Source organism: Roseateles chitinivorans (assembly GCF_050632235.1).
Taxonomy (GTDB): domain Bacteria; phylum Pseudomonadota; class Gammaproteobacteria; order Burkholderiales; family Burkholderiaceae_C; genus Roseateles; species Roseateles chitinivorans_A.
Genome location: NZ_CP192584.1, coordinates 306,487 through 328,992, shown reverse-complemented (window position 1 = coordinate 328,992; position 22,506 = coordinate 306,487). Strand labels below are relative to the sequence as shown.

21 protein-coding genes and 1 pseudogene are annotated in these 22,506 nt (G+C 66.6%); 20 read left to right on the top strand and 2 right to left on the bottom strand.

The window, feature by feature from the left end; genetic code table 11:
- Positions 1-5: 5 nt before the first annotated feature.
- From sucD to ACQ859_RS01325, 11 genes and pseudogenes are all read left to right on the top strand, one after another.
- The gene (gene sucD, locus ACQ859_RS01375; RefSeq protein WP_067280677.1) at positions 6-899 is read left to right on the top strand and encodes a succinate--CoA ligase subunit alpha; all 894 of its coding nucleotides are present in this window, start codon (positions 6-8) and stop codon (positions 897-899) included.
- A gap of 192 nt (positions 900-1,091) precedes the next feature.
- Positions 1,092-1,823 (top strand): TerC family protein, encoded by a 732-nt coding sequence (locus ACQ859_RS01370; RefSeq protein WP_431264285.1) that lies wholly within the window; start codon positions 1,092-1,094, stop codon positions 1,821-1,823.
- An 18-nt stretch (positions 1,824-1,841) separates the two neighbouring features.
- Positions 1,842-2,711 (top strand): annotated as a pseudogene (locus ACQ859_RS01365) (serine/threonine-protein kinase); the annotation flags it as partial.
- A gap of 195 nt (positions 2,712-2,906) precedes the next feature.
- Positions 2,907-3,701: a Stp1/IreP family PP2C-type Ser/Thr phosphatase gene (locus ACQ859_RS01360; protein ID WP_431266702.1), complete on the top strand. Its 795-nt coding sequence runs from the start codon at positions 2,907-2,909 to the stop codon at positions 3,699-3,701.
- A gap of 40 nt (positions 3,702-3,741) precedes the next feature.
- Complete coding sequence (locus ACQ859_RS01355) at positions 3,742-4,398, top strand: FHA domain-containing protein (RefSeq protein WP_421036986.1); 657 nt, start codon at positions 3,742-3,744, stop codon at positions 4,396-4,398.
- Between the two features lie 240 nt (positions 4,399-4,638).
- Positions 4,639-4,941: a hypothetical protein gene (locus ACQ859_RS01350; RefSeq protein ID WP_431264284.1), complete on the top strand. Its 303-nt coding sequence runs from the start codon at positions 4,639-4,641 to the stop codon at positions 4,939-4,941.
- Positions 4,926-5,420, top strand: coding sequence for a hypothetical protein (locus ACQ859_RS01345; protein WP_431264283.1), 495 nt, complete (start codon positions 4,926-4,928; stop codon positions 5,418-5,420). The genes ACQ859_RS01350 and ACQ859_RS01345 overlap by 16 nt, the downstream gene beginning before the upstream one ends.
- Positions 5,421-5,704: 284 nt before the next feature.
- On the top strand, positions 5,705-6,169 hold the full coding sequence (locus ACQ859_RS01340) for a pilin (protein ID WP_431264282.1): 465 nt from the start codon (positions 5,705-5,707) through the stop codon (positions 6,167-6,169).
- Positions 6,170-6,462: 293 nt separating this feature from the next.
- A complete protein-coding gene (locus ACQ859_RS01335; RefSeq protein WP_431264281.1) occupies positions 6,463-7,713 on the top strand; it encodes an O-antigen ligase family protein in 1,251 nt (416 codons plus the stop codon).
- Positions 7,713-8,489 (top strand): TfpX/TfpZ family type IV pilin accessory protein, encoded by a 777-nt coding sequence (tfpZ, locus tag ACQ859_RS01330; protein WP_431264280.1) that lies wholly within the window; start codon positions 7,713-7,715, stop codon positions 8,487-8,489. Before ACQ859_RS01335 ends, tfpZ begins: the two co-directional genes overlap by 1 nt.
- Before the next feature lie 67 nt (positions 8,490-8,556).
- Positions 8,557-10,371 (top strand): Wzy polymerase domain-containing protein, encoded by a 1,815-nt coding sequence (locus ACQ859_RS01325; RefSeq protein WP_431264279.1) that lies wholly within the window; start codon positions 8,557-8,559, stop codon positions 10,369-10,371.
- A gap of 47 nt (positions 10,372-10,418) precedes the next feature.
- Here ACQ859_RS01325 and moaC read toward each other — a convergent pair whose 3' ends face one another.
- Positions 10,419-10,901, bottom strand: a complete 483-nt coding sequence (gene moaC, locus ACQ859_RS01320) for a cyclic pyranopterin monophosphate synthase MoaC (protein ID WP_431264278.1) — start codon at positions 10,899-10,901, stop codon at positions 10,419-10,421.
- Between the two features lie 61 nt (positions 10,902-10,962).
- Here moaC and ACQ859_RS01315 point away from each other — a divergent pair, with 61 nt between their 5' ends.
- Positions 10,963-12,534, top strand: a complete 1,572-nt coding sequence (locus tag ACQ859_RS01315; RefSeq protein ID WP_431264277.1) for a M48 family metalloprotease — start codon at positions 10,963-10,965, stop codon at positions 12,532-12,534.
- Between the two features lie 7 nt (positions 12,535-12,541).
- Here ACQ859_RS01315 and ACQ859_RS01310 read toward each other — a convergent pair whose 3' ends face one another.
- Positions 12,542-12,898 (bottom strand): phage holin family protein, encoded by a 357-nt coding sequence (locus tag ACQ859_RS01310; RefSeq protein WP_297532188.1) that lies wholly within the window; start codon positions 12,896-12,898, stop codon positions 12,542-12,544.
- A gap of 311 nt (positions 12,899-13,209) precedes the next feature.
- Between ACQ859_RS01310 and ACQ859_RS01305 the strand changes: the two genes are divergently transcribed.
- The 8 genes from ACQ859_RS01305 (at position 13,210) to ACQ859_RS01270 (ending at position 22,377) form a co-directional block, all read left to right on the top strand.
- The gene (locus ACQ859_RS01305) at positions 13,210-14,196 is read left to right on the top strand and encodes a TerC family protein (protein WP_431264276.1); all 987 of its coding nucleotides are present in this window, start codon (positions 13,210-13,212) and stop codon (positions 14,194-14,196) included.
- Positions 14,197-14,537: 341 nt separating this feature from the next.
- Entirely contained in the window at positions 14,538-16,922 is a 2,385-nt protein-coding gene (locus ACQ859_RS01300; protein ID WP_431264275.1) for a catecholate siderophore receptor Fiu, read from the top strand.
- A gap of 102 nt (positions 16,923-17,024) precedes the next feature.
- Positions 17,025-17,705 (top strand): Fe2+-dependent dioxygenase, encoded by a 681-nt coding sequence (locus ACQ859_RS01295; protein WP_431264274.1) that lies wholly within the window; start codon positions 17,025-17,027, stop codon positions 17,703-17,705.
- On the top strand, positions 17,702-18,376 hold the full coding sequence (locus tag ACQ859_RS01290) for a PepSY-associated TM helix domain-containing protein (protein WP_431264273.1): 675 nt from the start codon (positions 17,702-17,704) through the stop codon (positions 18,374-18,376). The genes ACQ859_RS01295 and ACQ859_RS01290 overlap by 4 nt, the downstream gene beginning before the upstream one ends.
- Before the next feature lie 57 nt (positions 18,377-18,433).
- Positions 18,434-18,979 (top strand): DUF2271 domain-containing protein, encoded by a 546-nt coding sequence (locus ACQ859_RS01285; RefSeq protein ID WP_088408638.1) that lies wholly within the window; start codon positions 18,434-18,436, stop codon positions 18,977-18,979.
- Positions 18,980-19,023: 44 nt separating this feature from the next.
- A complete protein-coding gene (locus ACQ859_RS01280) occupies positions 19,024-19,860 on the top strand; it encodes a DUF4198 domain-containing protein (protein ID WP_431264272.1) in 837 nt (278 codons plus the stop codon).
- Positions 19,857-20,942, top strand: a complete 1,086-nt coding sequence (locus ACQ859_RS01275) for an FAD:protein FMN transferase (RefSeq protein ID WP_431264271.1) — start codon at positions 19,857-19,859, stop codon at positions 20,940-20,942. Before ACQ859_RS01280 ends, ACQ859_RS01275 begins: the two co-directional genes overlap by 4 nt.
- A 7-nt stretch (positions 20,943-20,949) precedes the next feature.
- A complete protein-coding gene (locus tag ACQ859_RS01270; protein WP_431264270.1) occupies positions 20,950-22,377 on the top strand; it encodes a sulfite reductase subunit alpha in 1,428 nt (475 codons plus the stop codon).
- Positions 22,378-22,506: the final 129 nt, after the last annotated feature.

Genomic DNA, 22,506 nt, shown 5'->3' with positions numbered 1-22,506 from the left:
ACGACATGAGCATCTACATCAACAAGGACACCAAGGTCATCACCCAGGGCATCACGGGCAAGACCGGTCAGTTCCACACCCTGGGCTGCCAGGCCTACGCCAACGGCAAGAACGCGTTCGTTGCCGGCGTGAACCCGAAGAAGGCGGGCGAGAAGTTCTCGGACATCCCCATCTACGGCACCGTGAAGGAAGCCGCCGCCCAGACCGGCGCGACCGTGTCGGTGATCTATGTGCCGCCCGCCGGCGCCGCCGCCGCGATCTGGGAAGCCGTCGAGGCCGACCTGGACCTGGCGATCTGCATCACGGAAGGCATCCCCGTCCGTGACATGCTGGAAGTGCGCAACAAGATGAAGGCCAAGGAACTGGCCGGCGGCAAGAAGACGCTGCTGCTGGGCCCGAACTGCCCCGGCCTGATCACGCCCGACGAGATCAAGATCGGCATCATGCCCGGCCACATCCATCGCAAGGGTCGCATCGGCGTGGTCTCGCGCTCGGGCACGCTGACCTATGAAGCGGTGGCGCAACTGACCGAAATCGGCCTGGGCCAGTCCTCGGCCGTCGGCATCGGCGGTGACCCGATCAACGGTCTGAAGCACATCGACGTGATGCAAGCCTTCAACGACGATCCGGACACCGACGCCGTCATCATGATCGGCGAGATCGGCGGACCGGACGAAGCGGAAGCCGCCCGTTGGTGCAAGGCCAACATGAAGAAGCCGGTGGTCGGCTTCATCGCCGGCGTGACCGCGCCTCCCGGAAAGCGCATGGGCCACGCCGGCGCGCTGATCTCGGGCGGTGCCGACACGGCCGACGCCAAGCTCGCCGTCATGGAAGAGTGCGGCTTCACCGTGACGCGCAACCCGTCCGAAATGGCCAAGCTGCTGAAAGGCCTGCTGTAAGTAGCAGGAAAAACCTGATGCCAGAAGCCGTTGCTGCGTAATTTCACGCACTGCGGTTTCGGGGGCGGGCGCGGACAATCCAGCCGCACCCCCGAACCAATGAAGGGGCCCATCGGGCCCCTTCCTTCGTTTGCCCCTCCAACGCTTTAGACTGGGCCCTCGTTGCGCGAGGCCCGGCGCGGGTTCCCCCACATGGACATGCTCACCAGCCCCGAGTTCTGGCTCGCCGTCGGCCAGATCATCCTGATCGACATCCTGCTCGGCGGCGACAACGCCGTCGTCATCGCGCTTGCCTGCCGCAAGCTGCCGCCCAATCTGCGCACCAAAGGCATCCTCTGGGGGACCGCCGGTGCCATCGTGCTGCGCGTCGTGCTGATCTTCTTTGCGCTGACGTTGCTCAAGCTGCCGTTCCTGAAGCTGGTCGGCGGTGTGCTGCTGCTGTGGATCGGCATCAAGCTGCTGATCCCGGAGGCTGAGGACGGCCACGAGAAGCTGGAAGCGAGCGACAAGCTCTGGGGCGCGGTCAAGACCGTCATCATTGCGGACTTCGTGATGAGCCTGGACAACGTCATCGCGATCGCAGGCGCCGCCGAAGGCGCGGGCGGCCAGCATCAGATGCCGCTGGTGATCTTCGGCCTGCTGGTGTCGATCCCCATCATCGTCTGGGGCAGCCAGCTGGTCATCAAGCTGATGGACAAGTTCCCGATCGTGATCACGCTCGGCGCGATGCTGCTGGGGTGGATCGCCGGCACGATGCTGGTGACCGATCCGGCCCTCAACAGCTGGGTGCCGATGCAGCCGGGCAGCAAGCCCGGCACGACGGAAGTGTTGCCGCAGGTGTATTACGCCCTGGGCGTCGGCGGCGCGCTGTTCGTCCTGCTCGTCGGCAAGCTGCTGGCCGCGCGCCGGCCGGCGCAAGCCTGACGAAGGGCCCGCCATGTCATGAGCGCCTCCGGCTTCCTGAAGCGACTGCTGGGCCGGGGTGCGTCTGACGACGAGGGACTGGGTGCGTCCGACACCCTGCCGACGACGCAGCCGATGCCACGCGCTGCCGGCGTGGCACTCGACGACTACGAGATCGGCGAGGAGCTGGGGCGCGGCGCAATGGCGGTCGTCCATCGTGCCGTGGATCGCCGCAACGGCCGGACCGTCGCGATCAAGCGCCTGGCGCTGCAACGCGAGTTCGCGCCGGAGGACCTGATCGACGTCCGGGACCGCTTCATGCGTGAGGCGAGCGCGGCCCGGCACCTGGATCATCCCGACATCCTGCGCGTACTGGACGCCGGCGAATGCGCCGGCGAAACCTGGATCGCGATGGAATACGTCGTCGGACAGGACCTGAGCCACCACACGCGACCCGGGCAGCTGCTGCCCCTGCGCGAGGTGCTGCTGCTGGGGGCGCGCCTGGGGCGGGCGCTGCAGTACGCGCACGGTCATGGCGTCGTCCATCGCGACATCAAGCCCGCCAACGTCATGCTGGAACGGGAGTCCGGCAGCGTGAAGATCATGGACTTCGGGATCGCGCGTGTCGCGGACGGCAGCCGGACGCGCACGGGACTGGTCCTGGGCACGCCGTCCTACATGTCGCCGGAGCAACTGGCAGGTCTGCAGGTGGATGGTCGCAGTGACCTTTATTCGCTGGGGGCCATGCTGTTCCAGCTTCTGACCGGTCATCTGCCGCACCAGACCGAGTCGATGGCCACGCTGATGCACCAGATCATGAATCAGCCAGCGCCGGATGTGCGGCGGCTCCGGCCCGAACTGCCGGAGTCGCTGGCGATGGTCGTGGCGCTGTCGCTGGAAAAACGCCCGGAATTGCGATACCAGCGCGGTGATACGCTGGCACAGGATCTGGAGTCGGTGTTGAGCCAGATTCCGGTGGAACTGGCCAATAGCACAGGCGCCACACCCCCCACCGGCGGGACAGGCATTCGAGCAAACTTTGCGGCTACAGTCCCAGGGCGCAGTGCACAATCCCCTTCCCCCAGCCGATCCCGCCAGCAAGACATGACCCTGGAGTTCTTCAGCGCCACCGATACCGGTCGTGTGCGCGACAACAATGAAGACTCGGTTGCCCTGGAACCGGGTGTCGGGCTCGCAGTGCTCGCTGATGGCATGGGGGGCTACAACGCCGGGGAGGTGGCCAGCCAGATGCTGACGACCTTCATCAAGTCGGAGCTGGGGCGATGGCTGGCCGAAGCCGGTCAGCATGCGACCGACATCGATGTTCGGCGCGCGATGGACATCTGCGTGGACAACGCCAACCGGGCGATCTTCAACGCCGCCAATACCAATCCGCGTTATGCGGGCATGGGGACGACGCTGGTGCTGGCCGTGTTCCGGGAGCAAAGCCTGTTGCTGGGACACGTGGGCGATTCGCGGGCCTATCGATTTCGAGAAGGCCAGCTCGTGCAACTGACGCGTGACCATTCGTTGCTGCAGGAACAGCTCGATGCAGGTCTACTGACGCCGGAAGAAGCCGTCTTCAGCAGCAACAAGAATCTGGTCACGCGAGCCGTTGGCGTCGAGGATACGGTGATGCTGGAGGTACACCAGCACGAGTTGCTGCCCGGGGATCAGATCCTGCTGTGCAGCGATGGTCTTTCCGACATGGTCGATGACGTCAGCGTTGCGCAAGTGCTTCAAAGCCACAACGATCTGCCCGAAGCGGCGCAGGCGCTGGTGGACACGGCCAATGACATGGGCGGCAAGGATAATATTGCGATCGTTCTGGTTCGCGCGGAAAGTCGCACCAAGCCATGGGCGTGGTGGCCATTCAGTCGCAACAATGGGCGCCGTTGAGGCGGCCCTCTACAAATAAAGACAGGACTCGAGGTCAAGCATGGGCAAGCTGGTGGTGTCGCTCGACGGTGTGGTGATCAAGGAAGTGCAGATCACCAAGGACAAGACCACGCTCGGCCGGCGGCCGTACAACGACATCGTCATCGACAACCTGGCGGTCAGCGGCGAACACGCCGTGCTGCAGATGGTCGGGGCGGATGTCTTCATCGAGGACTTGAACTCGACCAACGGCACGTACATCAACGGCAAGGCGATCAAGAAGCAGTTGTTGTCGCACAGCGATGTGATCGAGGTCGGCAAGTACAAGATCAAGTTCCTGATCGAAGACAACGCTGACTACGAGAAGACGATGATCCTGCGCCCCGGCACTGCCCCGAGCAGCGGCTTCGGTCTGCCGTCGTCGTTCGGTGGATTGGGCCCAGCCCCGGTGTCGACAGCGCCAGCCGCGATCAAGGTGCTGAACGGACCCGCCGCAGGTCGCGAGGTTTCGCTCACCAAGGTCGTGACGACCGTGGGCAAGCCCGGTGTCCAGGTGGCGTCGATCACCAAGCGGCCAAGCGGCTATGTGTTCGCGCACGTTGAGGGCGGTGCTAGACCGGTGGTGAATGGCGCGCCTTTGACGGCCGAATCGGTTCCCCTGAAGAACGGCGACGTGATTGAACTGGCGGGTACACAGATGCAGTTTGTTCAAGCCTGATCGTGGCCATCGCGATTGGAAGGGCCCTGTGGGGCCCTTTTCGCTTCTGGCGGCTCGTGGGACGGGCGTGGTTTTGGCGCGCCATCCTGTATCGAGATGATTCGCTTTTGTCGGGCGAACACCTACGCGCGTGCATGTTTTCACGGCATCGGGCCGAGGTCGCGTAAGCGACAGCAATAAATCTTCGAATCGAGGATTCGGCGCTTAGCGCCGCTCGAGGGTGCCTCTACAGTCTCCCGCATGAAGATTCGCGTGCTCGGTTGCGCCGGAGCCCTGGCGGCCGGCTACAGGACCACTTCCTTCCTGCTCGACGACGATGTGCTCATCGACGCCGGCAGCGGCGTGGCTGAGCTCACCGTGGACGCGATGGTCGAGGTGGACCACATCCTGGTCACGCATTCGCATCTGGACCATGTGCTGGCGATCGGACTGTTGGCCGACACCGTCCAGCGCCGACGCGCGCAGGCTGGTCGCCCCCAGTCAAGGTACACGCACTGCCCGAAACGCTGCAAGCACTACGCGCGCACGTGTTCAACGGTGTGATCTGGCCTGATTTCACACGCCTCCCGTCACCCGAGCGACCGGCACTGACATTCCACGAATTTGCCGTCGGTGACCGGCTGGACCTGGGGGCGGATCGACGCATCGAGGTCATCAGCGCCGCACACACGGTGCCAGCGGTGGGATTTGCTGTCGATGGGGGCGCGGTGGGGCACTGGGTCTTCACCGGTGACACCGGCCCGAACCCGGCGCTCTGGCAGCGGCTTTCTGAGATCAAGGTGGCGCACTTGATCATCGAGTGTGCATTCGGCGATGAGGAATGTGGGCTGGCCGGCATCAGCAAGCACTTGTGCCCGACGACGCTCCGGGAAGAGCTCAAGAAACTCGGTGGTGCGATCGATGTGCACATCACTCACATCAAGCCGGGAGAGCGTGCTGCGGTCATGGACGCTGTGCGGGCGCTGCGCACCACGCACAGGATCTCGGCGCTGGAGAACTTCCAGGAGTTTTTGCTCGTTTGACGAACTTCAGCAATGGTTTTGCTGATCGCAGCCCGCGCCGGACGACCGCCGCGGGCTGTGTCGTTTCTGAACGTAAGAGCGGGTGAACGAAGCGATCTGACAAACCTTGTCAGGGACATCGCGGGTGACAAATCTGGGCAGCTGACTGACAAAAAGCGTCACTTGAAGTCCGGCGCACGGCCGCCAGTCCGTGATGTCATGCACAGATCAGGGAGTTCGACGGCTGGCACGAGCCCTGCGTACATTGGGTTTGTCTCTACCCCCACTTCCTCTCTGGAGTTTTTATGAAGCGCGTTCAACAAGGTTTCACCCTGATCGAACTGATGATCGTCGTGGCGATCATCGGTATTCTGGCTGCCGTGGCTCTGCCGGCCTACTCGGACTACATCAAGAAGTCCAAGGTCACGGAAATCATCGGTGTGGCCAGCCAGCCCAAGGCTGCCATCCAGGAATGGCTGTCGGTGAACGGCTCTTTCCCGGCTGACGGCACGAAGCTCGGTCTGGAATTCAACTCGACAAAGTACGTCCAGTCGCTGACGTACACGAAGGGCACCGACACGTCTGTGACGCTGGCCGCCAAGGCTGCAACCACCGGTATCGGCGCCGGCGTTGACGGCAAGAACCTGGTTCTGACCGGCACCCGCGAAAGCACCACCGCCGACCAAATGAAGTGGACCTGCTCCAACGGCGGCGACGAAACCACCGGCATCGCCCTGAAGTACCTGCCGGCTTCCTGCAAGCCGACCTAATCTGGTCTAAACAGATCAGCGGATGGCTTCAATGCCATCTTCTTGAAAGGGAGCCCTTGGGCTCCCTTTTCATTGGTCGTTCCGCTGCCCTGCGTCGGGCGGAGCTGCGGCGTTACCATTTGGCTAGCCTTGAAAACGCCTCTCATCTCCTCAATGCGCATGACCCGCTGGCTGCTGATTGCGCTGGCGGTGTTGCTCTGGGCTGTGCCGTTGATGCACAGTGCTTGGCCGGGTCGCTTGGGGCCGCATGACTTCTCCCGCGTCGCGCAGCTGCTGGTACTGCTGATCGCGGCATGCGCGTGGGCCTTCTCGACGCCAAGATGCTCGCCCCCTTAGAGCTTTCTGTTCTGGGCCCGCACCTCGTGTTGGCCGCGCTGATCGGCGCGTCCTGCCTGCATGCCGCGCATCCGCTCATCGCCCTCCGGGAGGTGGCGCTCTTTATCGGCTTGCTGTTGCTCGCTCGGACACTGGCACGATGCTTTACCGATGATGCCCAGGTGCGCGATCGATTCCTCGATGTGGTGGCCGTCGGCGCGGCGGCCTATGGCGTGATCTGGACCCTCATCCTGCTGGTCGGTGCAGTGTTGCAACGCGAGCTCTTCTCGCCGTGGGACATCATCTTCGGTTTCGACAATGGTCGCTTCCTCAACCATGTGCAGTCGATCTCCTTGCCGCTGGCGGGCGTCGTGCTGCTCAGGCCCGGCGCACCGCGTTGGCTGAAAGCGGCCGCCGGCATTGCGCTGGTCACCGGTGGCGCGATCCTGTCGTTGTATCTGGCCCGCGCCTCCATCCTTGCCTTGCTGGTAGGCGCGGTCGTCACGGTTGCCGTCTTCGGCCGTGCGAGCGCGCGGTATGTGCTGACGATTGTCGGGACCTTGGGCACAGGCGCCGTCGTCATGGGTTTGCTGTGGGTGTTCTGGTTCCAGCACGCCTCCGAGGCGATGACCGACAACATTCTGAGCCCCCACTTCCGCGGCTTCCTGGTTAATCAGGCGCTGAGCCTGTTCGCGACCTCACCGTGGCTGGGCGTGGGGCCGATGCACTTCACCAACACCGTCAACCTGATCGCGGGCCATCCCCACAACGTCTACGTGATGGTGCTGTCGGAGTACGGACTTCCCGCCACGCTGCTGATCTTTTGGCTCGCGGTCAGATTCCTGCGGCGGGCCTTCAGTCGAGTCCGTCGACTGGTAGTCCACCAGCCGGTGCTAGCCTGCGCTCTGCTGGCTGCGACGGTGTCGATGCTCGTGGACAGCGGTTTTTCCGGCAACTGGGTCATGCCGATCTCGCAGATGTGGATCGCGGTGCTGGTAGCGCTGTTGATGTCGCTCGGACCCGCGGCGAAGCCGACCGAGACCGCGCAACGTGCGCTGCCGCGAGTGATTGGAAGTGCGCTCGTCCTGTCGACGCTGGTGACGACCACCGGCCTAGCGCTCATGGAAGTTCCGGACGACATCCCGCACCTGCATACTGGTCAGCCGATGAAGAAGCCGATCGGCGAGCAGTTCCTCAGTTTTCGTTTCTGGTCCTACGGCTGGTTTTGATGACGACATCCATGAAAGCCCCCTTCGAATGGCGGCGCCGTGCGGGCGCCTCCGCCGTCCATCTACTCAGCTGCCTGGTGGTCGCGGCACTCGTGGCAGCGCTGGTGCTGTTGCTCTGGTATCCATGGCCCTATCGCGTCATCTCCGGGGGCGAAAAGCTGCTCTTCCTCGTGATGGGGGTGGACATCGTCATGGGGCCGTTGATCACGCTGGCGATCTTCGACATCCGCAAACCGATGCGCGAGCTCAAGCGCGACCTGACGATCATCGTTGCCCTGCAATTGGCGGCTCTGGGATACGGGCTGCACACTGTCTACATCGCCCGCCCGGCGGTGCTGGCGTTGGAGGGGCAGCGCTTCCGTGTCACGACCGCCAATGACGTGGCGAGCGAGGAACTCCCTCGCGCGGTCGAAGGCCTGCGGTCGTTGTCGCTGGACGGGCCGCGCCTGGTCGCCACCGCCGAACCGTCGGACACGGAGCGCGGCGATGTCATATTCAATGCGTTGGCAGGCTCCGATATCGGCTCGCGTCCGCTGTTCTGGCGCCCTTGGGGCGCCGAGGGCCGCCAACAGGCGTTGAAGGTGGCGCGACAGCTCCAGCCGCTAATGGCCCGTGCCAAGGACCGTGCGGCCCTGGATGAGGCCATCGCCCGGACGGGCAAACCCGTGGAGCAACTCGCTGTGATCCCCATGATCGCGCGCAGCACCGACTGGTCGGTGCTGATCGACAAGACCAGCGGAGACCCCGTCGGTTTCGCACCGCTCGACGGTTTCTGATCCCGCGCGGCGGATGCGCCGCGTCGGGCGTTAGAGTTCCGCCCTGACCTCACGACCCGGATCGTCCATGACGCTTGCCGCGACGGCGCCCGCCGCCGATTTTCCCGCCGCCGCCATCGCGCCTCACCGCCAGATCCTGACCCTCCTCGGGCTGCTGATCGGCGTGACGCTGGCGCCGCTGATCGCCTACAACCAGACGCCATCTGCCACGCTATACAACCAGCTGGCAGCGTTCGCGGGCCTCGGCTTGCTGGTCGCGGGACTGGCGTGGGGACGCTCCCTGGAGGCCGGCTGGCGGCCTGACGGCGTGTCGCTTGGCCTGCTGTTGATGACGGCCGTGGCGGCCGTCGCGCCCTTCACGCATGGACTCCCCTGGTCCATGACGCTCACGAGCATGGCGATGCTGCTCGGCGCGCTGGTGGCGGTGCAGGTCGGTGGCGCGGTCACGACCCGGCAGCGCGATGCGGTGCTGACGCTCTTCTGTGTCGCGCTCGTCGGCGCGGGACTGCTGAGCGTGGTGGTCTGCATCGTGCAGATGTTCTTCCCGGAGCTGGCCAACGGTGTCCTGATCGCGCGATCGGGTGTCGTCGGCAGTGCCGTCGGGAACATGCGGCAACCCAATCACCTCGCCAGTCTGCTGATGTGGGCCTGTGTCGGCGCCGTCTGGCTGGAGCAGGGCGGCTGGCTGGGCCGGCGGCTCCGCAGCGTGCAGGCGGGAACGGCAGCGCTGTACGTGATGCTGTTCCTGTTCGTGTTCTGCGTGGTGCTCAGCGGTTCCCGAACCGGATGGATCGGTATTGCCCTGCTGGTGATCTGGGGGGCGATCGATGGGCGGCTGGCGCCTCGTGTCCGAATCGCGTTGGTCTCCACCGCGGCCATGTTCGGGATCTGCTGGGGCCTGATGGACCTGTACGCCGCAGGGGGTCATCACGCCTTCCGTGCACAGTCGCGGCTTTCCGACGAAGGCGCCGGGTCGCCGTCGCGTCTCGCCATTCTCAAGAACGCCGTCGGCCTGCTCGAGCAGTACCCGCTGACGGGCTCGGGCTGGGGAGATTTCAACCTGGCTTGGACCCTGACACCCTTCCCGGATCGGCCGGTGGCGTTCTTCGACCACACGCACAACCTCGAGATGCAGTTGCTCGTCGAGATGGGCCTGCCGTTGGGATTGTTGACGCTCGGCCTGCTGGCCTGGGGCTTGGCGACGGGGCTCTGGCGCGCCATTCAAAGCGGACCCGCCGGGCACTGTGCCGGCATGCTCGTCGCGATGATCGGCGTCCATAGCCAAGTCGAGTACCCACTCTGGTATGCCTATTTCCTCCTGCCTGCCGCGCTGGCCTTCGGCCTGTGCCTGTCGGGAAAGCGGACCGCCGATGTGCCGGGAAGCGCTCCGGTCGCGCGGCCAGCGGATGCGCCGGTGTCTCGGCGCCCAGCACTCGCCGTGCTCGGACTGGCCATCACGGCGGCGGTGCCGCTGGTGGTCGTCGACTATCTGCGCATCGTCCACATCTATGCGCCGCCGGCGGGCGCCGCGTCGCTCGACGATCGAATCCTCGCAGGCCAGCGCTCTCCGCTCTTCGCACTGCAGGCCGACTATGCCGAAGCGACCGTGCAGCCTCCCGGCGCGGTGGCGCTCGAGGCGTCACGGCAGACTGGGCACCATCTGATCGACACCCGCCTGCTGATGGCCTGGGCGAAGTCGCTCAACGCGGTGGGCGAAACCGACAAGGCCCGCTACCTGGTGCAGCGGCTGCGCGAATTCCGCAATGCGGCCAGCGAGGAATGGCTCGGCGAATGCGAGGAAGTCGTCGCGCTCGGTGCGGCGGCAAAGCCGTTCCAATGCGAACCGCCGCAGCGCGAATACAGCTTCCGCGAATTGCGCTGACCGCGTCCTTGAGGAGGGTGAGGACCTTCAGAGGCGGCGCAAAGCGCTCAGACCTCGGCGTGCCACTCGCCCGACTTCCCGCCCTGCTTCTCCAGCACGCGGATCTGCTCCATCACCATGCCGCGATCCGCCGCCTTGCACATGTCGTAGACGGTCAGCAGACCGACCTGCACGGCGGTCAGCGCTTCCATCTCGACGCCGGTGCGTCCCAGGGTTTCGACCTGCGCGGTGCAGATCACGGCATTGGCCGGCTCATCGAGCTCGAACTCGACGGCGACACGCGTGATCGGCAGCGGGTGGCAGAGCGGGATCAGGTCCGAGGTCCGCTTCGCGGCCTGGATGGCGGCGATGCGCGCCACCCCGATCACGTCGCCCTTCCTGGCGTTGCCATCACGGATCAGCGCCAGCGTCTCGGCCTTCATCCGGATGCGGCCCGAGGCCCGGGCCACGCGGTGCGTGACATCCTTGCCGGAGACGTCCACCATGTGGGCTTGTCCGTTGGCGTCAAAATGGGTCAGAGGCGAGCTCATGAGCGCGGCAACAATCGCGAAACCGAAGAGCTGTCATCATAGGTCCGGCCCTGGAGATCCCTTGAAGCGAACGAACCCCATTCCCTTCACCCGACGCTGCCTGGCGGCGCTGCTCAGCGCAGCCTTGCTCGGCCAGGGCGCCGTCGCGCAGGTGAACCTGCCGGCGCTGGGCGACTCGGTGTCGGCCGACGTCAGCATCAGCGCCGAGAAGAAGCTTGGCGACCAGGTCATGCGGCAGATTCGCCCGGACCCGGACTACATCGACGATCCGCTGCTGCTCGAGTACGCGCAGAACACCTGGCAGCCGCTGGTGGACGCCGCGCGCCGCCTCGGCAACATCAGCGATGACACCAGTGACCGCTTCGCCTGGGAACTCTTCCTGGTCCGTGACCGCTCGGTGAACGCCTTCGCGCTGCCGGGTGGCTACGTCGGCATCCATCTGGGCCTGATCGCGATGACCGGCGCGCGCGACGAACTGGCCTCTGTGATGGGGCACGAGCTGTCGCACGTCACGCAGCGGCACATCGCACGCAGCATCGTCGGCGACGCCCGCACCAGCGCGCTGGCCACGGTCGGGCTGCTGCTGGGTGTCCTGGCCGCGGCGAAGAGCCGCAGCATCGACGGTGCGCAGGCGGCCATCGTCACCAGCCAGGCGGCGGCGGCGCAGGCACAGCTGAACTTCTCGCGGGACATGGAACGCGAGGCCGATCGGGTCGGCTTCCAGGTGATGACGCAGGCCGGCTACCAGCCGGCCGGCATGGCCAGCATGTTCGAGCGCATGGAACAGGCCTATCACCTGATGGACTCGGGCGCCTACCCCTACCTGCGCAGTCACCCGCTGACCAGCGAACGCATCGGTGAAGCCAAGGCACGGCTGGGCACGAGCAGCCAGGCCAGGCTGGTCGGCACTTCGGAACATGCCTTGATGGCGGCGCGTGCGAAGGTGTTGATGGACCAGCGGACCGACCCTTGGCGGGTGCTCCAGGGCCTGGACGCCGGATCGCGGGCCGGAGAGAAGAACATCGACCAATTGGCCGCCCGCTATACCAGCGCACTGGCCTCGATCAAGCTGCGCGACTTCTCCCGCGCCGAGGCCACCTTGAAGACCGCCGATGCCTTGGCCGGTCTGCTGGGAGCCGATCCGGGCGCGAAGCGCCTGCTGGTCTACGCGCACGCTGAACTGGAAGTGGCTCGCGGGAAGCCTGAAGCCGGCTTCGCGGCGCTGGAGCCGTTGAAGAACGAACGCTCGCGCCCGATGCTGATGATCCGTGCCGACCTGGCGCAGGCGGATCCACGCCCGGAGGTGAAGCGTGAAGCCGCCGAGGCGCTGCAGACGCACCTCGCGCTGCATGCGCAGGATGCGCTGGCATGGCAGGAAAGCGGCACCTTGTGGCAGCAGCTGGGTCAACCGTTGCGGTCGCTGCGCGCGCAGGGAGAGACGCGGGCGGCGCTCGGTGACATCACCGGAGCGATCGACCGTCTGGCCTCCGCGGAGCGGCAGGGCCGCGCGAGGTCAGCCGACCAGTTCGAGGCTTCGGTGATCGACTCGCGCCTGCGCGACCTGCGCTACGAGCGTCGCCAGATGTTGATGGAGATGTATCCGCGCGGCGTGCCGCAGGGCGCCGAGCCCTGACCGCGAGTCACTCGCTGTCGGGGAACAGGCGTTCGATCAGCACGTCGATCGCCATGCCGCACAGCGAGTAGATCAGCGAGCCGATCAAGGCCGCGCTGAAACCGGCGACGGTGAAGCCGTCCAGCACGCTGGCCGTCGCCCAGAACAGCAGCGCGTTGATGACGAAGAGGAACAACCCCAGCGTCAGCAGTGTCACGGGCAGCGTGAGCAGGACCAGTACCGGTCGCAGGATCGTGTTGAACAGACCGAGCACGAAGGCCGCGATGAGTGCGGTGACGAAGCCCTTCACCTGCACGCCGGGATAGAGATGCGCCACCAGCAGCAGCGCGGCGGCCAGCAGCATCCAACGGGTCAGCGTTTTCATGCGCTCAGCATACCGGCATCGATCATCAGGAAAATACGAACTTGAAATCGACAACAACGCAGGATAATTCGAACCTTCCGAAGGGGAGTAGCCGCGCGGCCCAGGCCGCGGCAGACGCCCGTCAAGACGTTGCCGTGAAGGCAGCCGGGCCCTGCACCTGATGCCGGATTCGCAAGGTCGCCAGACCGCGAACCGCATCAGCCTTGCAAGACCCTTCGGCCGCACCGTGCCGCCCTCGTGGCGGTGCGTTGTCGTTGAAACCGGGACGGCGCATGCTCGGGCACGCCGTCCGCCTCTTGCAAGGAGCTCTCATGAGCACGATCGTCCCCATGTGGCTGTGGGTGGTATTCGTCGGCATCGTCGTGGTGTCCCTCATCCTGGACTTCGTCGTCCTGCGCAAGCAGGGCGCGCATGACGTGGGCGTCAGGGAAGCGATCAACTGGTCGCTGGTGTGGGTGGCGCTGAGCGTCGCCTTCATGGGCCTGCTTTGGTGGGCCGTGCGCGACGGCACCGGCAGCACGGAACTCGCCAACACCAAGGCGCTGGAGTTCATCACCGGCTATCTCATCGAGAAGTCGCTGGCGGTCGACAACATCTTTGTCTTCCTGATGATCTTCACCTACTTCGCGGTGCCCTCGGCCTACCAGAAGCGGGTGCTCATGATGGGCATCATCGGCGCCATCGTGCTGCGCACGGTGATGATCCTGGTGGGCGGCTGGCTGATCGCGCAGTTCCACTGGATCCTCTATCTCTTCGGCGCCTTCCTGCTGATCACCGGCATCAAGATGTGGTGGGCGGCCGGCCAGGAACCCGACCTCGAGGACAACCCGGCGCTGAAGCTGCTGCGCCGCGTGCTGCCGGTGAGCAAGAACTTCGACGGCGAGCGCTTCTTCACGCTGGAGAACGGCAAGCGCATCGCCACGCCGATGCTGCTGGTGATCGCGCTGGTGGGCATGACCGACGTGATCTTCGCGGTGGACTCGATCCCGGCGATCTTCGCGATCACCAACGATCCGTTCATCGTGCTGAGCTCCAACATCTTCGCGATCCTGGGCCTGCGCGCGATGTACTTCCTGCTGGCGGCGATGGCGTCCAAGTTCCATCTGCTCAGCTACGGCCTGGCGGTGGTGCTGGTGTTCATCGGCGCGAAGATGATGCTGATCGACGTGATCAAGATCCCGGTGCTGCTCTCGTTGGGCGTCGTGGTCGCGATCCTGGCGATCACGATGATCTGGAGCCTCAAGACGGCGCCCAAGCTGCCCGTGTCTCCGGAAAGCAAGGCCGAACCGCTGAACTGAGGACGACGACGGGCATGGATTGCCCGTCGGTCTCTTCCCCGAAACCCGCGCGACGCGCCAGCGTCCCGCGGGTTTTGTGCTTTACAGAACAGAAACAGGGACGTCGCGCGTTCGCCACGCGCAACGACCTCCGCAACGCAAATCTTTGACACACTCAAATGAGAATGCTTAGCATTTGCGGCCTTTGAGACCCGTCCGGCCTCAATCACCCGCCACCGCCAGCCAGTCGCGACCAGGGAGGGGCCTCGCCACCGTGCGCCGTGAAGCGTCGGGACGACGCCGCCAGCACGCGCAGCCAGCCGAGCCGATTCCAACAAGAACTTCCCTCGGAGCTCGATTCCATGTCCCGCTACATCAAGAGCCGCAAGCATGCGGTGGCCCCGCTGGCCGCACTGGCCGCCTCCCTGACCTTCCCGCTGGCCCACGCCGCCGAAACCCCGGCACCCGCAGACGCCTCGACCGCTTCCGCCGCCGCCGCGCCCTACCTGCCGCAGGTGAAGGTCGAAGGCACGGCCCAGTCCGACTACAAGACCGACAAGAGCGCGTCCTCGAAGCTGACCCAGCCGCTGCTGGAAACGCCCAAGACGATCTCGGTGATCAAGAAGGAAGTGCTGCGGGAGCAGGGCGCGGTCTCGCTGATCGACGCGCTGCAGAACACCCCCGGGATCACGATGCAGCTGGGTGAGAACGGCAACACCTCCGCCGGCGACACCTTCCAGATGCGCGGCTTCTCGGCCAGCACCTCGACCTTCGTCGACGGCATCCGCGACCTGGGCGCGGTCACGCGCGACGTGTTCAATATCGAGCAGATCGAAGTCGTGAAGGGCCCCTCGGGCGCCGACACGGGCCGCGGCGCGTCCGCCGGCTACATCAACCTGATCAGCAAGCTGCCGCAGATCGAGAACTCGATCGACGGCGTGATCACGGTCGGTGATGCCAGCCGCAAGCGCGCCTCGATCGACGTGAACCAGAAGGTGATGGACAACACCGCCGTGCGCCTGAATGCCGTGTGGCAGGACAACGGCGTGCCGGGTCGCGACATCGTGGATCGCAAGACGCACGCGATCGCGCCGGGGATCGCCTTCGGCCTGAACACGCCGACGCGCTTCTTCCTGTACTCGCAGCACGTGCGTCAGAACAATGTGCCGGACGGCGGCATCCCGGCGATCGGCTGGGAAGGGTTCACCGTCGCGAACCCGGCCGCGGGCGCGACGCCCGCAGTCATCGCGGGTCTGAACGCGCTGAAGACCGCCGCCAAAGTGGACTCCGACAATTACTACGGCAGCCGCAACGACCGCGAGAAGGTCAAGGCCGACATGGTCACGGCCAAGCTGGAGATGGACATCGGCAACGGCCTGACCGTGCGCAACACCTCACGCTATGGCCGGACCCACATGGACCGCGTCATCACCGGCATCGTCGGCATCACGAACGTGCCGGGCACGGGCACCGCCGCCGGCATCGTGACCGCGGACCCGTCGACCTGGCAGATCGCCCGCTCGCGTCAGCGCGTGGACCAGACCAACGAGATCCTGGCCAACCAGACCAGCATCAACGCCGCGTTCAACACCGGCGGCATCAAGCATGACCTGGCCACGGGCGTCGAGCTGATGTACGAAAGCCAGGACAGCCTGGGCTTCGGCACCACGACCCAGAGCATCAATGGCGTCGGCTACACCGCCATCGCCAACCCCGCGGCCAACCTGTACAACCCCAACGCGAACGACGTGCTCGGCATGCCCTACCGCACGGGCGCGGACAGCGAAGGCAGCACCATCACGCAGGCGATCTATGCGCTGGACACGCTGACCGTGACCGACGCGCTCAAGCTCACGCTGGGCGTGCGCACCGAGCACTACAAGATCAAGACCACCACCGGCTCGGTGGTCCTGGCGCAGGGCGCCGCGACCGGCTCCAACATCAACACGATCAGCACCTCGCGCTTGAACGCCGGCAAGTGGATCACCAGCTGGAACCTGGGTGCCGTGTACAAGCTGGCCGACAACGGCACGGTCTACGCCGCCGTGGCCAACTCGCTGACGCCTCCCGGCAGCGCCAACTTCTCGCTCAGCACCTCGGGTCAGGCCAGCACGGCTGCCGATGCGCAGGAGACGAAGAACGTCGAGCTGGGCACCAAGTGGGACCTGCTGAGCAAGCGCCTGAACCTGACGGCCGCGCTGTACCGCAGCGAGAACGACGGCCAGGTGAGCGTGGACGCGCTGACCAACGTCGCCACGCAAGGCGGCAAGACCCGCGTGCAAGGGATCGAGCTGGCCGCAGTGGGTCAGCTCACCAACTTCTGGCAGGTGACCGCCGGCGTCCAGACCATGGACACCAAGCAGATCAACCAGCGCGCCGCCTCCACCGCCACCAACCCCACCCAGACGGTGACGGACGGCGTGCGCTGGTCGCCGAAGTGGTCCGCCACGCTGTGGACGTCGTACCAGTGGAACGACTGGACCGGCGCCGTCGGTGCGCGTCACACGTCCGAGCAGAAGCGCGTGGTCACCGTCGCCGCGGCGCCGTCGACCGGCCTGCCGGAACTGCCGGCGTACACCGTGATGGACGTGATGGGCGCCTACCGCGTCAACAAGAACGTCTCGCTGCAGCTGAACGTGACCAACGTGTTCGACAAGAAGTACATGAGCTCGTTGAACAACGGCGGCGGTCGCCTGGTGCTGGGCGCTCCGCGCGCGGCGACGCTGTCGGCCAACATCGGCTTCTGATCGACGCCTGAGCGTTTGAGGTAGCGTACGGCCGGCCCGTCCCTGTCCTAGCAGGGGCGGGCCGTCGTCCGTCCTCACCTCCTGAATTGATTCGATCCGGACATGCTTCTTCACATCCCCGAAGTGCTCAGCAAGCAGGACGTGCGCGAGATGCGCAAGCTCCTGGACGCCGCCGACTGGACCGACGGTCGCGCGACCGTGGGCGAGCAGGGCGCGAAGGTCAAGCAGAACCGGCAGCTGCCGGTCGAGCATCCGGCCGCGCGCGAGATCGGCGCGCACATCCGCGAGGTGCTGGCACGGCATCCGCTGTTCATCTCGGCGGCGCTGCCGCTGCGCACGCTGGCGCCGCTGTTCAACCGCTACGAGGGCGGCGAGCATTACGGCTTCCACGTCGACGGCGCGATCATGCGCCAGCAGGGCAGCGACCAGCCGCTGCGCAGCGACGTGTCCTCCACCCTTTTCCTGAGCGAGCCCGACGAGTACGACGGCGGCGAGCTCGAGGTCGTCGACACCTACGGCACGCACGAGGTGAAGCTGCCCGCGGGCGACCTCATCGTCTACGCGAGCACCAGCCTGCATCGCGTGACACCGGTGACGCGCGGCGCGCGCGTCTGTTCGTTCTTCTGGACGCAGAGCCTGATCCGCCAGGACTGGCAGCGGGCGATGCTGTACGAGCTCGACCAGACCATCCAGAAGCTGCGCGGCCGGCTCGGCGACGACGCCGAGACGACGGCGCTCACCGGCCACTATCACAACCTGCTGCGGCTCTGGGCCGAGACATGAGCGGACCCAAGCGCACGAATCCAGGCGGCCATGCCGGCAGCCCTGCGGGCAGCGCCGTGAAGCGGTCCGGCTGGCTGAAGCAGCTGCACCAGTGGCACTGGATCAGTTCGGCGATCTGCCTGATCGGCATGATCCTGTTCGCCGTCACCGGCATCACGCTGAACCACGCGGCCGACATCGAGTCCAAGCCGGCCATCGTCAGCAAGACCGCGCAACTGCCGGGAGAACTGGCCGCGCCGTTGAAGCCGAAGTCCGCCAACGAGCCCGACAGCAAGGCGCCGGTGCCGGTCTTGGTTCGCGCGTGGCTGACCAAGGAGCTGGGCCGCGCGATCGACGGCCGCGAGGCCGAGTGGAACCGCGACGAGATCTACCTCGCGCTGCCGCGCCCGGGCGGCGACGCGTGGATCCGCATCGCACGCGACAGCGGCGAGGTCGAGTTCGAGGACACCGATCGCGGCTGGATCTCCTACCTCAACGACCTGCACAAGGGCCGCCACGCCGGCGTGGCCTGGAGCTGGTTCATCGACATCTTCGCCGTCGCCTGCCTGCTGTTCTCGATCACCGGCCTGCTGATCCTCAAGTTCCATGCGGTCAGCCGCCCCAGCACCTGGCCGCTCGTCGGCCTGGGTCTCGTGATCCCGGCGCTGCTGGCGCTGCTGCTGATCCATTGATTTTTTCCGCTCCGAGCCGCCGCCAGGATCCTCCCGACCTTCAACCGAGACTCGACCATGAATCGCTCCGCAAGTCGTACCCTCCTCCAGCTCGGTGCCCTCGGCACGCTGGGGACCCTGGCCGTGGGCTCCTCCGCCTGGGCCGCCACCGTCCAGCTCAAGCTGGAAGTGCCGCGCCTCAACGTTGCCGAATACCACCGTCCCTACATTGCCGTGTGGGTCGAGAAGGCCGGCGAATCCGGCCCGGCCGTCGCGCAGCTGGCCGTCTGGTACGACACCAAGAAGCAGAACAACGCCGGCACCAAGTGGCTCAAGGACATGCGCCAGTGGTGGCGCCAGGGCGGCCGCAACCTGACCGTGCCCGCCGACGGCGTCACTGCCGCCACGCGCGCCCCGGGCGAGCACGCGATCTCGCTGGACACCAGCGCCGCGCTCGCCGCGCTGCCTCCGGGCAAGTACGAAGTGGTCGTCGAGTCCAGCCGGGAGGCCGGCGGCCGCGAGGTGCAACGCCTGCCGCTGACCTGGCCGGTCAAGGCCGCCGCGACGGAGAAGGCGCAGGGCGAGCACGAGCTCGGCGCGCTGGAACTGACGGTCAAGCCCTGATCGCGTCGCGACAGGCTCCACGACAAGACACGGAGGAACTGACCATGATGAAGACTTCGATTGCTGCCCGGATCGCTCCCGTCGCGCTGGCCATCGCCGCGCTGCTCCCGCTGACCGCGCAGGCGCACATGACCTGGCTGCTGCCCAACAAGGCGGCCTTCGACGGCAAGGAGCCGGTGGCGTCGTTCGACGCGGCCGTCTCGGAAGACCTCTTCAACTTCGAGCGCGCGCTCAAGCTGGAGACGCTGCGCATCACCGCGCCCGACGGCAAGACCGTCGAGGCCGAGAACCGCAGCGCCGCCCGTCACCGCGAGAGCTTCGACGTGAAGCTGACGCAGGACGGCACCTGGCGCGTGAGCAACGTCAGCCAGTCGCTGATGGGCGCGTACAAGCAGGGCGGCGAGACCAAGCGCTTCCGCGGTACCAAGGAGAGCTTCGCCAAGGACGTGCCGGCCGACGCCGAGGTCACCGCGCTGACGGTGATGAGCAACCGCCAGCAGACCTTCGTCAGCAAGGAAGAGGCCGGCAAGGTCGATTTCAAGCCGGAGGGCGACGGCCTGGAACTGCTGCCGCTGGGTCCGGTCACCGACCTGAGCCACGGCGACAAGACGAAGTTCCGCCTGGTGCTGGACGGCAAGCCGGCCGCCGACGTGCAGCTCAAGCTGATCCGCGAGGGCAACCGCTACCGCTACAAGTTCGGCGAGGTCGAACTCAAGTCCGACGCCAAGGGCGAGTTCACCGTCGAATGGACGGAGCCGGGCCGCTACTTCATCGGCGCGAGCACCGGTCCGGCACGCGGCCCGAACGCGCCCACCGGCACGCGCGAAGCGCCGGTGCAGCGCGCCAGCGTGAGCGCCACCTTCGAGGTGCTGCCGAAGTGAACGTGACCCGCGGAACGATGGCGACGCGGGGCGCGGGCATCGCGCTCGAGCCGCGCGTCCTCGTTCCGCTGCGCATCGAGGGCGAGCCGCCGGCGCTCGGACAGGCCGTTCATGCGCTGGCCGGCGAGTCGATGGGAACGACCTGGTCCGCGCGCTTCATCGGTCCGGCGGGCTTGCGTCTCGCCGCGATCGAGGCGGCCGTCGTGCACGCCTGCGACGAGGTGATCGCGCAGATGAGCAGTTGGAATGCAGGTTCGGACCTCTGCCGCTTCAATCGTGCGGCGGCAGGCACCTCGTGTCCGTTGCCGGACGGCTTTGCCACGGTCGTCGATGCGGCGCTGCGGATCGCCGCAGAGAGCGATGGCGCCTATGACCCGACCGCCGGCGCGCTCGTCGCGCTGTGGGGCTTCGGTCCTTCGGGCGAGACCGCGCTCGCGCCGCGCCACGATGCGCCCGGCTTCCGCGCACCGTCGGCCGAGGACTGCGATCGCGTCCATTGCGGCTGGGATTCAGTCCCGTGGGATGGAGCGCGACGCGTGCTCACCCAACCCGGCGCGGCCACGCTGGATCTGTCGGCCATCGCCAAGGGCTTCGCGGTCGACCGCGTGTCCGCCGTCCTCTCGGCGCTGGGTCTTCCGGACCACCTCGTCGAGATCGGCGGGGAGCTGCGCGGTGCCGGGCTCAAGCCGGAAGGTCAACCGTGGTGGGTCGACCTGGAGCCGCCGTCCGCCGATTGCGGCCTCGCGCCGGTGCGCATCGCGCTGCACGGCCTGTCGGTGGCGACCTCCGGCGACTACCGGAAATTCTTCGACGAGGCCGACGGGCCGCGGCGTTCCCACACCATCGATCCGCGCAGCCGGCGTCCGATCGAACACGGCCTGGCATCGGTCACCGTCGTGCACGGCAGCGCGATGTGGGCCGACGGCTGGTCGACGGCGTTGATGGTGCTCGGCCCGGACGAGGGCCTCGCGCTCGCGGAGCGCCTCGGACTGGCCGCGCTGCTGGTGCGGCGTCGCGCGCCTTCTGAAGGCGGCGGCTTCGAGGAGCGTTTCTCCACGGCGATGCGCGCGCTGATGCTGTGATGTCCTGATGGCTGCGATCCTGTCCCGACCCGCGACGGCCTTGCTGCTGGTCGCGCTCTACCTGCTGATGTGTGCCGCCGTCTGGTGGCGACATCGCCGCCGGTTGCGGCAGGCGGCCGACGCCGCTGCCGCGTTGCTGCCCGCCGCCGACGCGGGCCCGACGGTGCTGGTGCTGCACGCGAGCCAGACCGGCCAGGCCGAGGAACTCGCCTGGCAGACCGCCAAGGCGCTGCACCTGGCCGGCATGCCGGTGCGCGTGGCGTCGCTCGGCGAGATCGATCGCGACGCCTTGCGCGGTGCGCGTCATGCGCTGTTCATTGCCAGCACCTACGGCGAAGGCGATGCGCCGGACAGCGCCGCGCCATTCGCGCGTGACGTGATGGCGGCCGACGGACCCGCATTGGACCTGTCTTCGCTCGAGGTCGGCGTGCTGGCGCTGGGCGACTCGACCTACACGCATTACTGCGGCTTCGGGCGTGCACTCGATGCCTGGTTGCACGAGCGCGGCGCGCGGCCGATGTTCGACCGCATCGACGCCGATCGTGCCGACGAGCACGCGCTGGCCCAATGGCGCCAACGGCTCAGTCACTTCGCGGGTACCGCTGATCTGGCGGAATGGGAAACGCCGGTCTACTCGTCGTGGCGCCTGAACGCGCGGCGGCATTTGAATCCGGGCAGCCAGGGCGGTCCGGTGTTCCATCTGGAACTGACGCCGGCGGACGGCTCGCCGCTGCCGGTCTGGGAAGCGGGGGACCTCGTGCAGGTGTGCGTCGCGACCGAGGGTGCCGACCAGGCCGGCGACGTCGACCACGACGCGCAGCGGCCGCGCGAGTACACGATCTGCTCGCTGCCGGCTGACGGACGCGTCGAGCTGATGGTCCGCCGCACCACGCGCGAGGACGGCACGCCGGGACGCTCGTCGGGCTGGCTGACCGAAGGGCTGCCGCTCGACGGCACCGTCGCCATGCGCCTGCGTGCGCATGCGAGCTTCCGCATCGGTGGGAACGCCGATCGCAAGCTGATCCTCGTCGGCAACGGGACCGGGTTGGCGGGACTGCGCGCGCATCTGAAGGCACGGGCGATGACCCGCATGGACACGTCGAACGCACCCGCGTGGCTGCTGTTCGGCGAACGCGAGTCGGCGCACGACGCGCATTACCGCGACGAGATCGACGCCTGGCAGCGCGACGGCCTGATCGCGCACGCGGACTGGGCCTTCTCGCGCGACCAGATCGAGCGCGTGCATGTGCAGCATCTGCTCGAGCGCCACGCGCAACGGCTGCGCGAGTGGATCGCGGACGGCGCCGCGCTCTACGTCTGCGGCAGCCTGCAAGGGATGGCCGGCGCGGTCGACGCGGTGCTGCGCGAGTCGCTCGGCGACGCCGATGTCGACGGCCTCATCCGCGACGGCCGCTACCGCCGCGACGTCTACTGAGCGGCGCATCGCGGTCTCGCGCCGGCGCGCACACGACTCGCGCACGACGCGATGACCACGGGGAACCCCGTAGGTGAAGACGTGCGGCGCGCGTAGGACACGCGGAGATTGATGCGCGCCTGCGACAAA

Coding starts and splice junctions, on each gene's coding strand:
- sucD (WP_067280677.1), top strand. CDS start 6: ATGAGCATCTACATCAACAAGGACACCAAGGTCATCACCCAGGGCATC.
- ACQ859_RS01370 (WP_431264285.1), top strand. CDS start 1,092: ATGGACATGCTCACCAGCCCCGAGTTCTGGCTCGCCGTCGGCCAGATC.
- ACQ859_RS01360 (WP_431266702.1), top strand. CDS start 2,907: ATGACCCTGGAGTTCTTCAGCGCCACCGATACCGGTCGTGTGCGCGAC.
- ACQ859_RS01355 (WP_421036986.1), top strand. CDS start 3,742: ATGGGCAAGCTGGTGGTGTCGCTCGACGGTGTGGTGATCAAGGAAGTG.
- ACQ859_RS01350 (WP_431264284.1), top strand. CDS start 4,639: ATGAAGATTCGCGTGCTCGGTTGCGCCGGAGCCCTGGCGGCCGGCTAC.
- ACQ859_RS01340 (WP_431264282.1), top strand. CDS start 5,705: ATGAAGCGCGTTCAACAAGGTTTCACCCTGATCGAACTGATGATCGTC.
- ACQ859_RS01335 (WP_431264281.1), top strand. CDS start 6,463: ATGCGCGTGGGCCTTCTCGACGCCAAGATGCTCGCCCCCTTAGAGCTT.
- tfpZ (WP_431264280.1), top strand. CDS start 7,713: ATGACGACATCCATGAAAGCCCCCTTCGAATGGCGGCGCCGTGCGGGC.
- ACQ859_RS01325 (WP_431264279.1), top strand. CDS start 8,557: ATGACGCTTGCCGCGACGGCGCCCGCCGCCGATTTTCCCGCCGCCGCC.
- moaC (WP_431264278.1), bottom strand. CDS start 10,901: ATGAGCTCGCCTCTGACCCATTTTGACGCCAACGGACAAGCCCACATG.
- ACQ859_RS01310 (WP_297532188.1), bottom strand. CDS start 12,898: ATGAAAACGCTGACCCGTTGGATGCTGCTGGCCGCCGCGCTGCTGCTG.
- ACQ859_RS01305 (WP_431264276.1), top strand. CDS start 13,210: ATGAGCACGATCGTCCCCATGTGGCTGTGGGTGGTATTCGTCGGCATC.
- ACQ859_RS01300 (WP_431264275.1), top strand. CDS start 14,538: ATGTCCCGCTACATCAAGAGCCGCAAGCATGCGGTGGCCCCGCTGGCC.
- ACQ859_RS01295 (WP_431264274.1), top strand. CDS start 17,025: ATGCTTCTTCACATCCCCGAAGTGCTCAGCAAGCAGGACGTGCGCGAG.
- ACQ859_RS01290 (WP_431264273.1), top strand. CDS start 17,702: ATGAGCGGACCCAAGCGCACGAATCCAGGCGGCCATGCCGGCAGCCCT.
- ACQ859_RS01285 (WP_088408638.1), top strand. CDS start 18,434: ATGAATCGCTCCGCAAGTCGTACCCTCCTCCAGCTCGGTGCCCTCGGC.
- ACQ859_RS01280 (WP_431264272.1), top strand. CDS start 19,024: ATGATGAAGACTTCGATTGCTGCCCGGATCGCTCCCGTCGCGCTGGCC.
- ACQ859_RS01270 (WP_431264270.1), top strand. CDS start 20,950: ATGGCTGCGATCCTGTCCCGACCCGCGACGGCCTTGCTGCTGGTCGCG.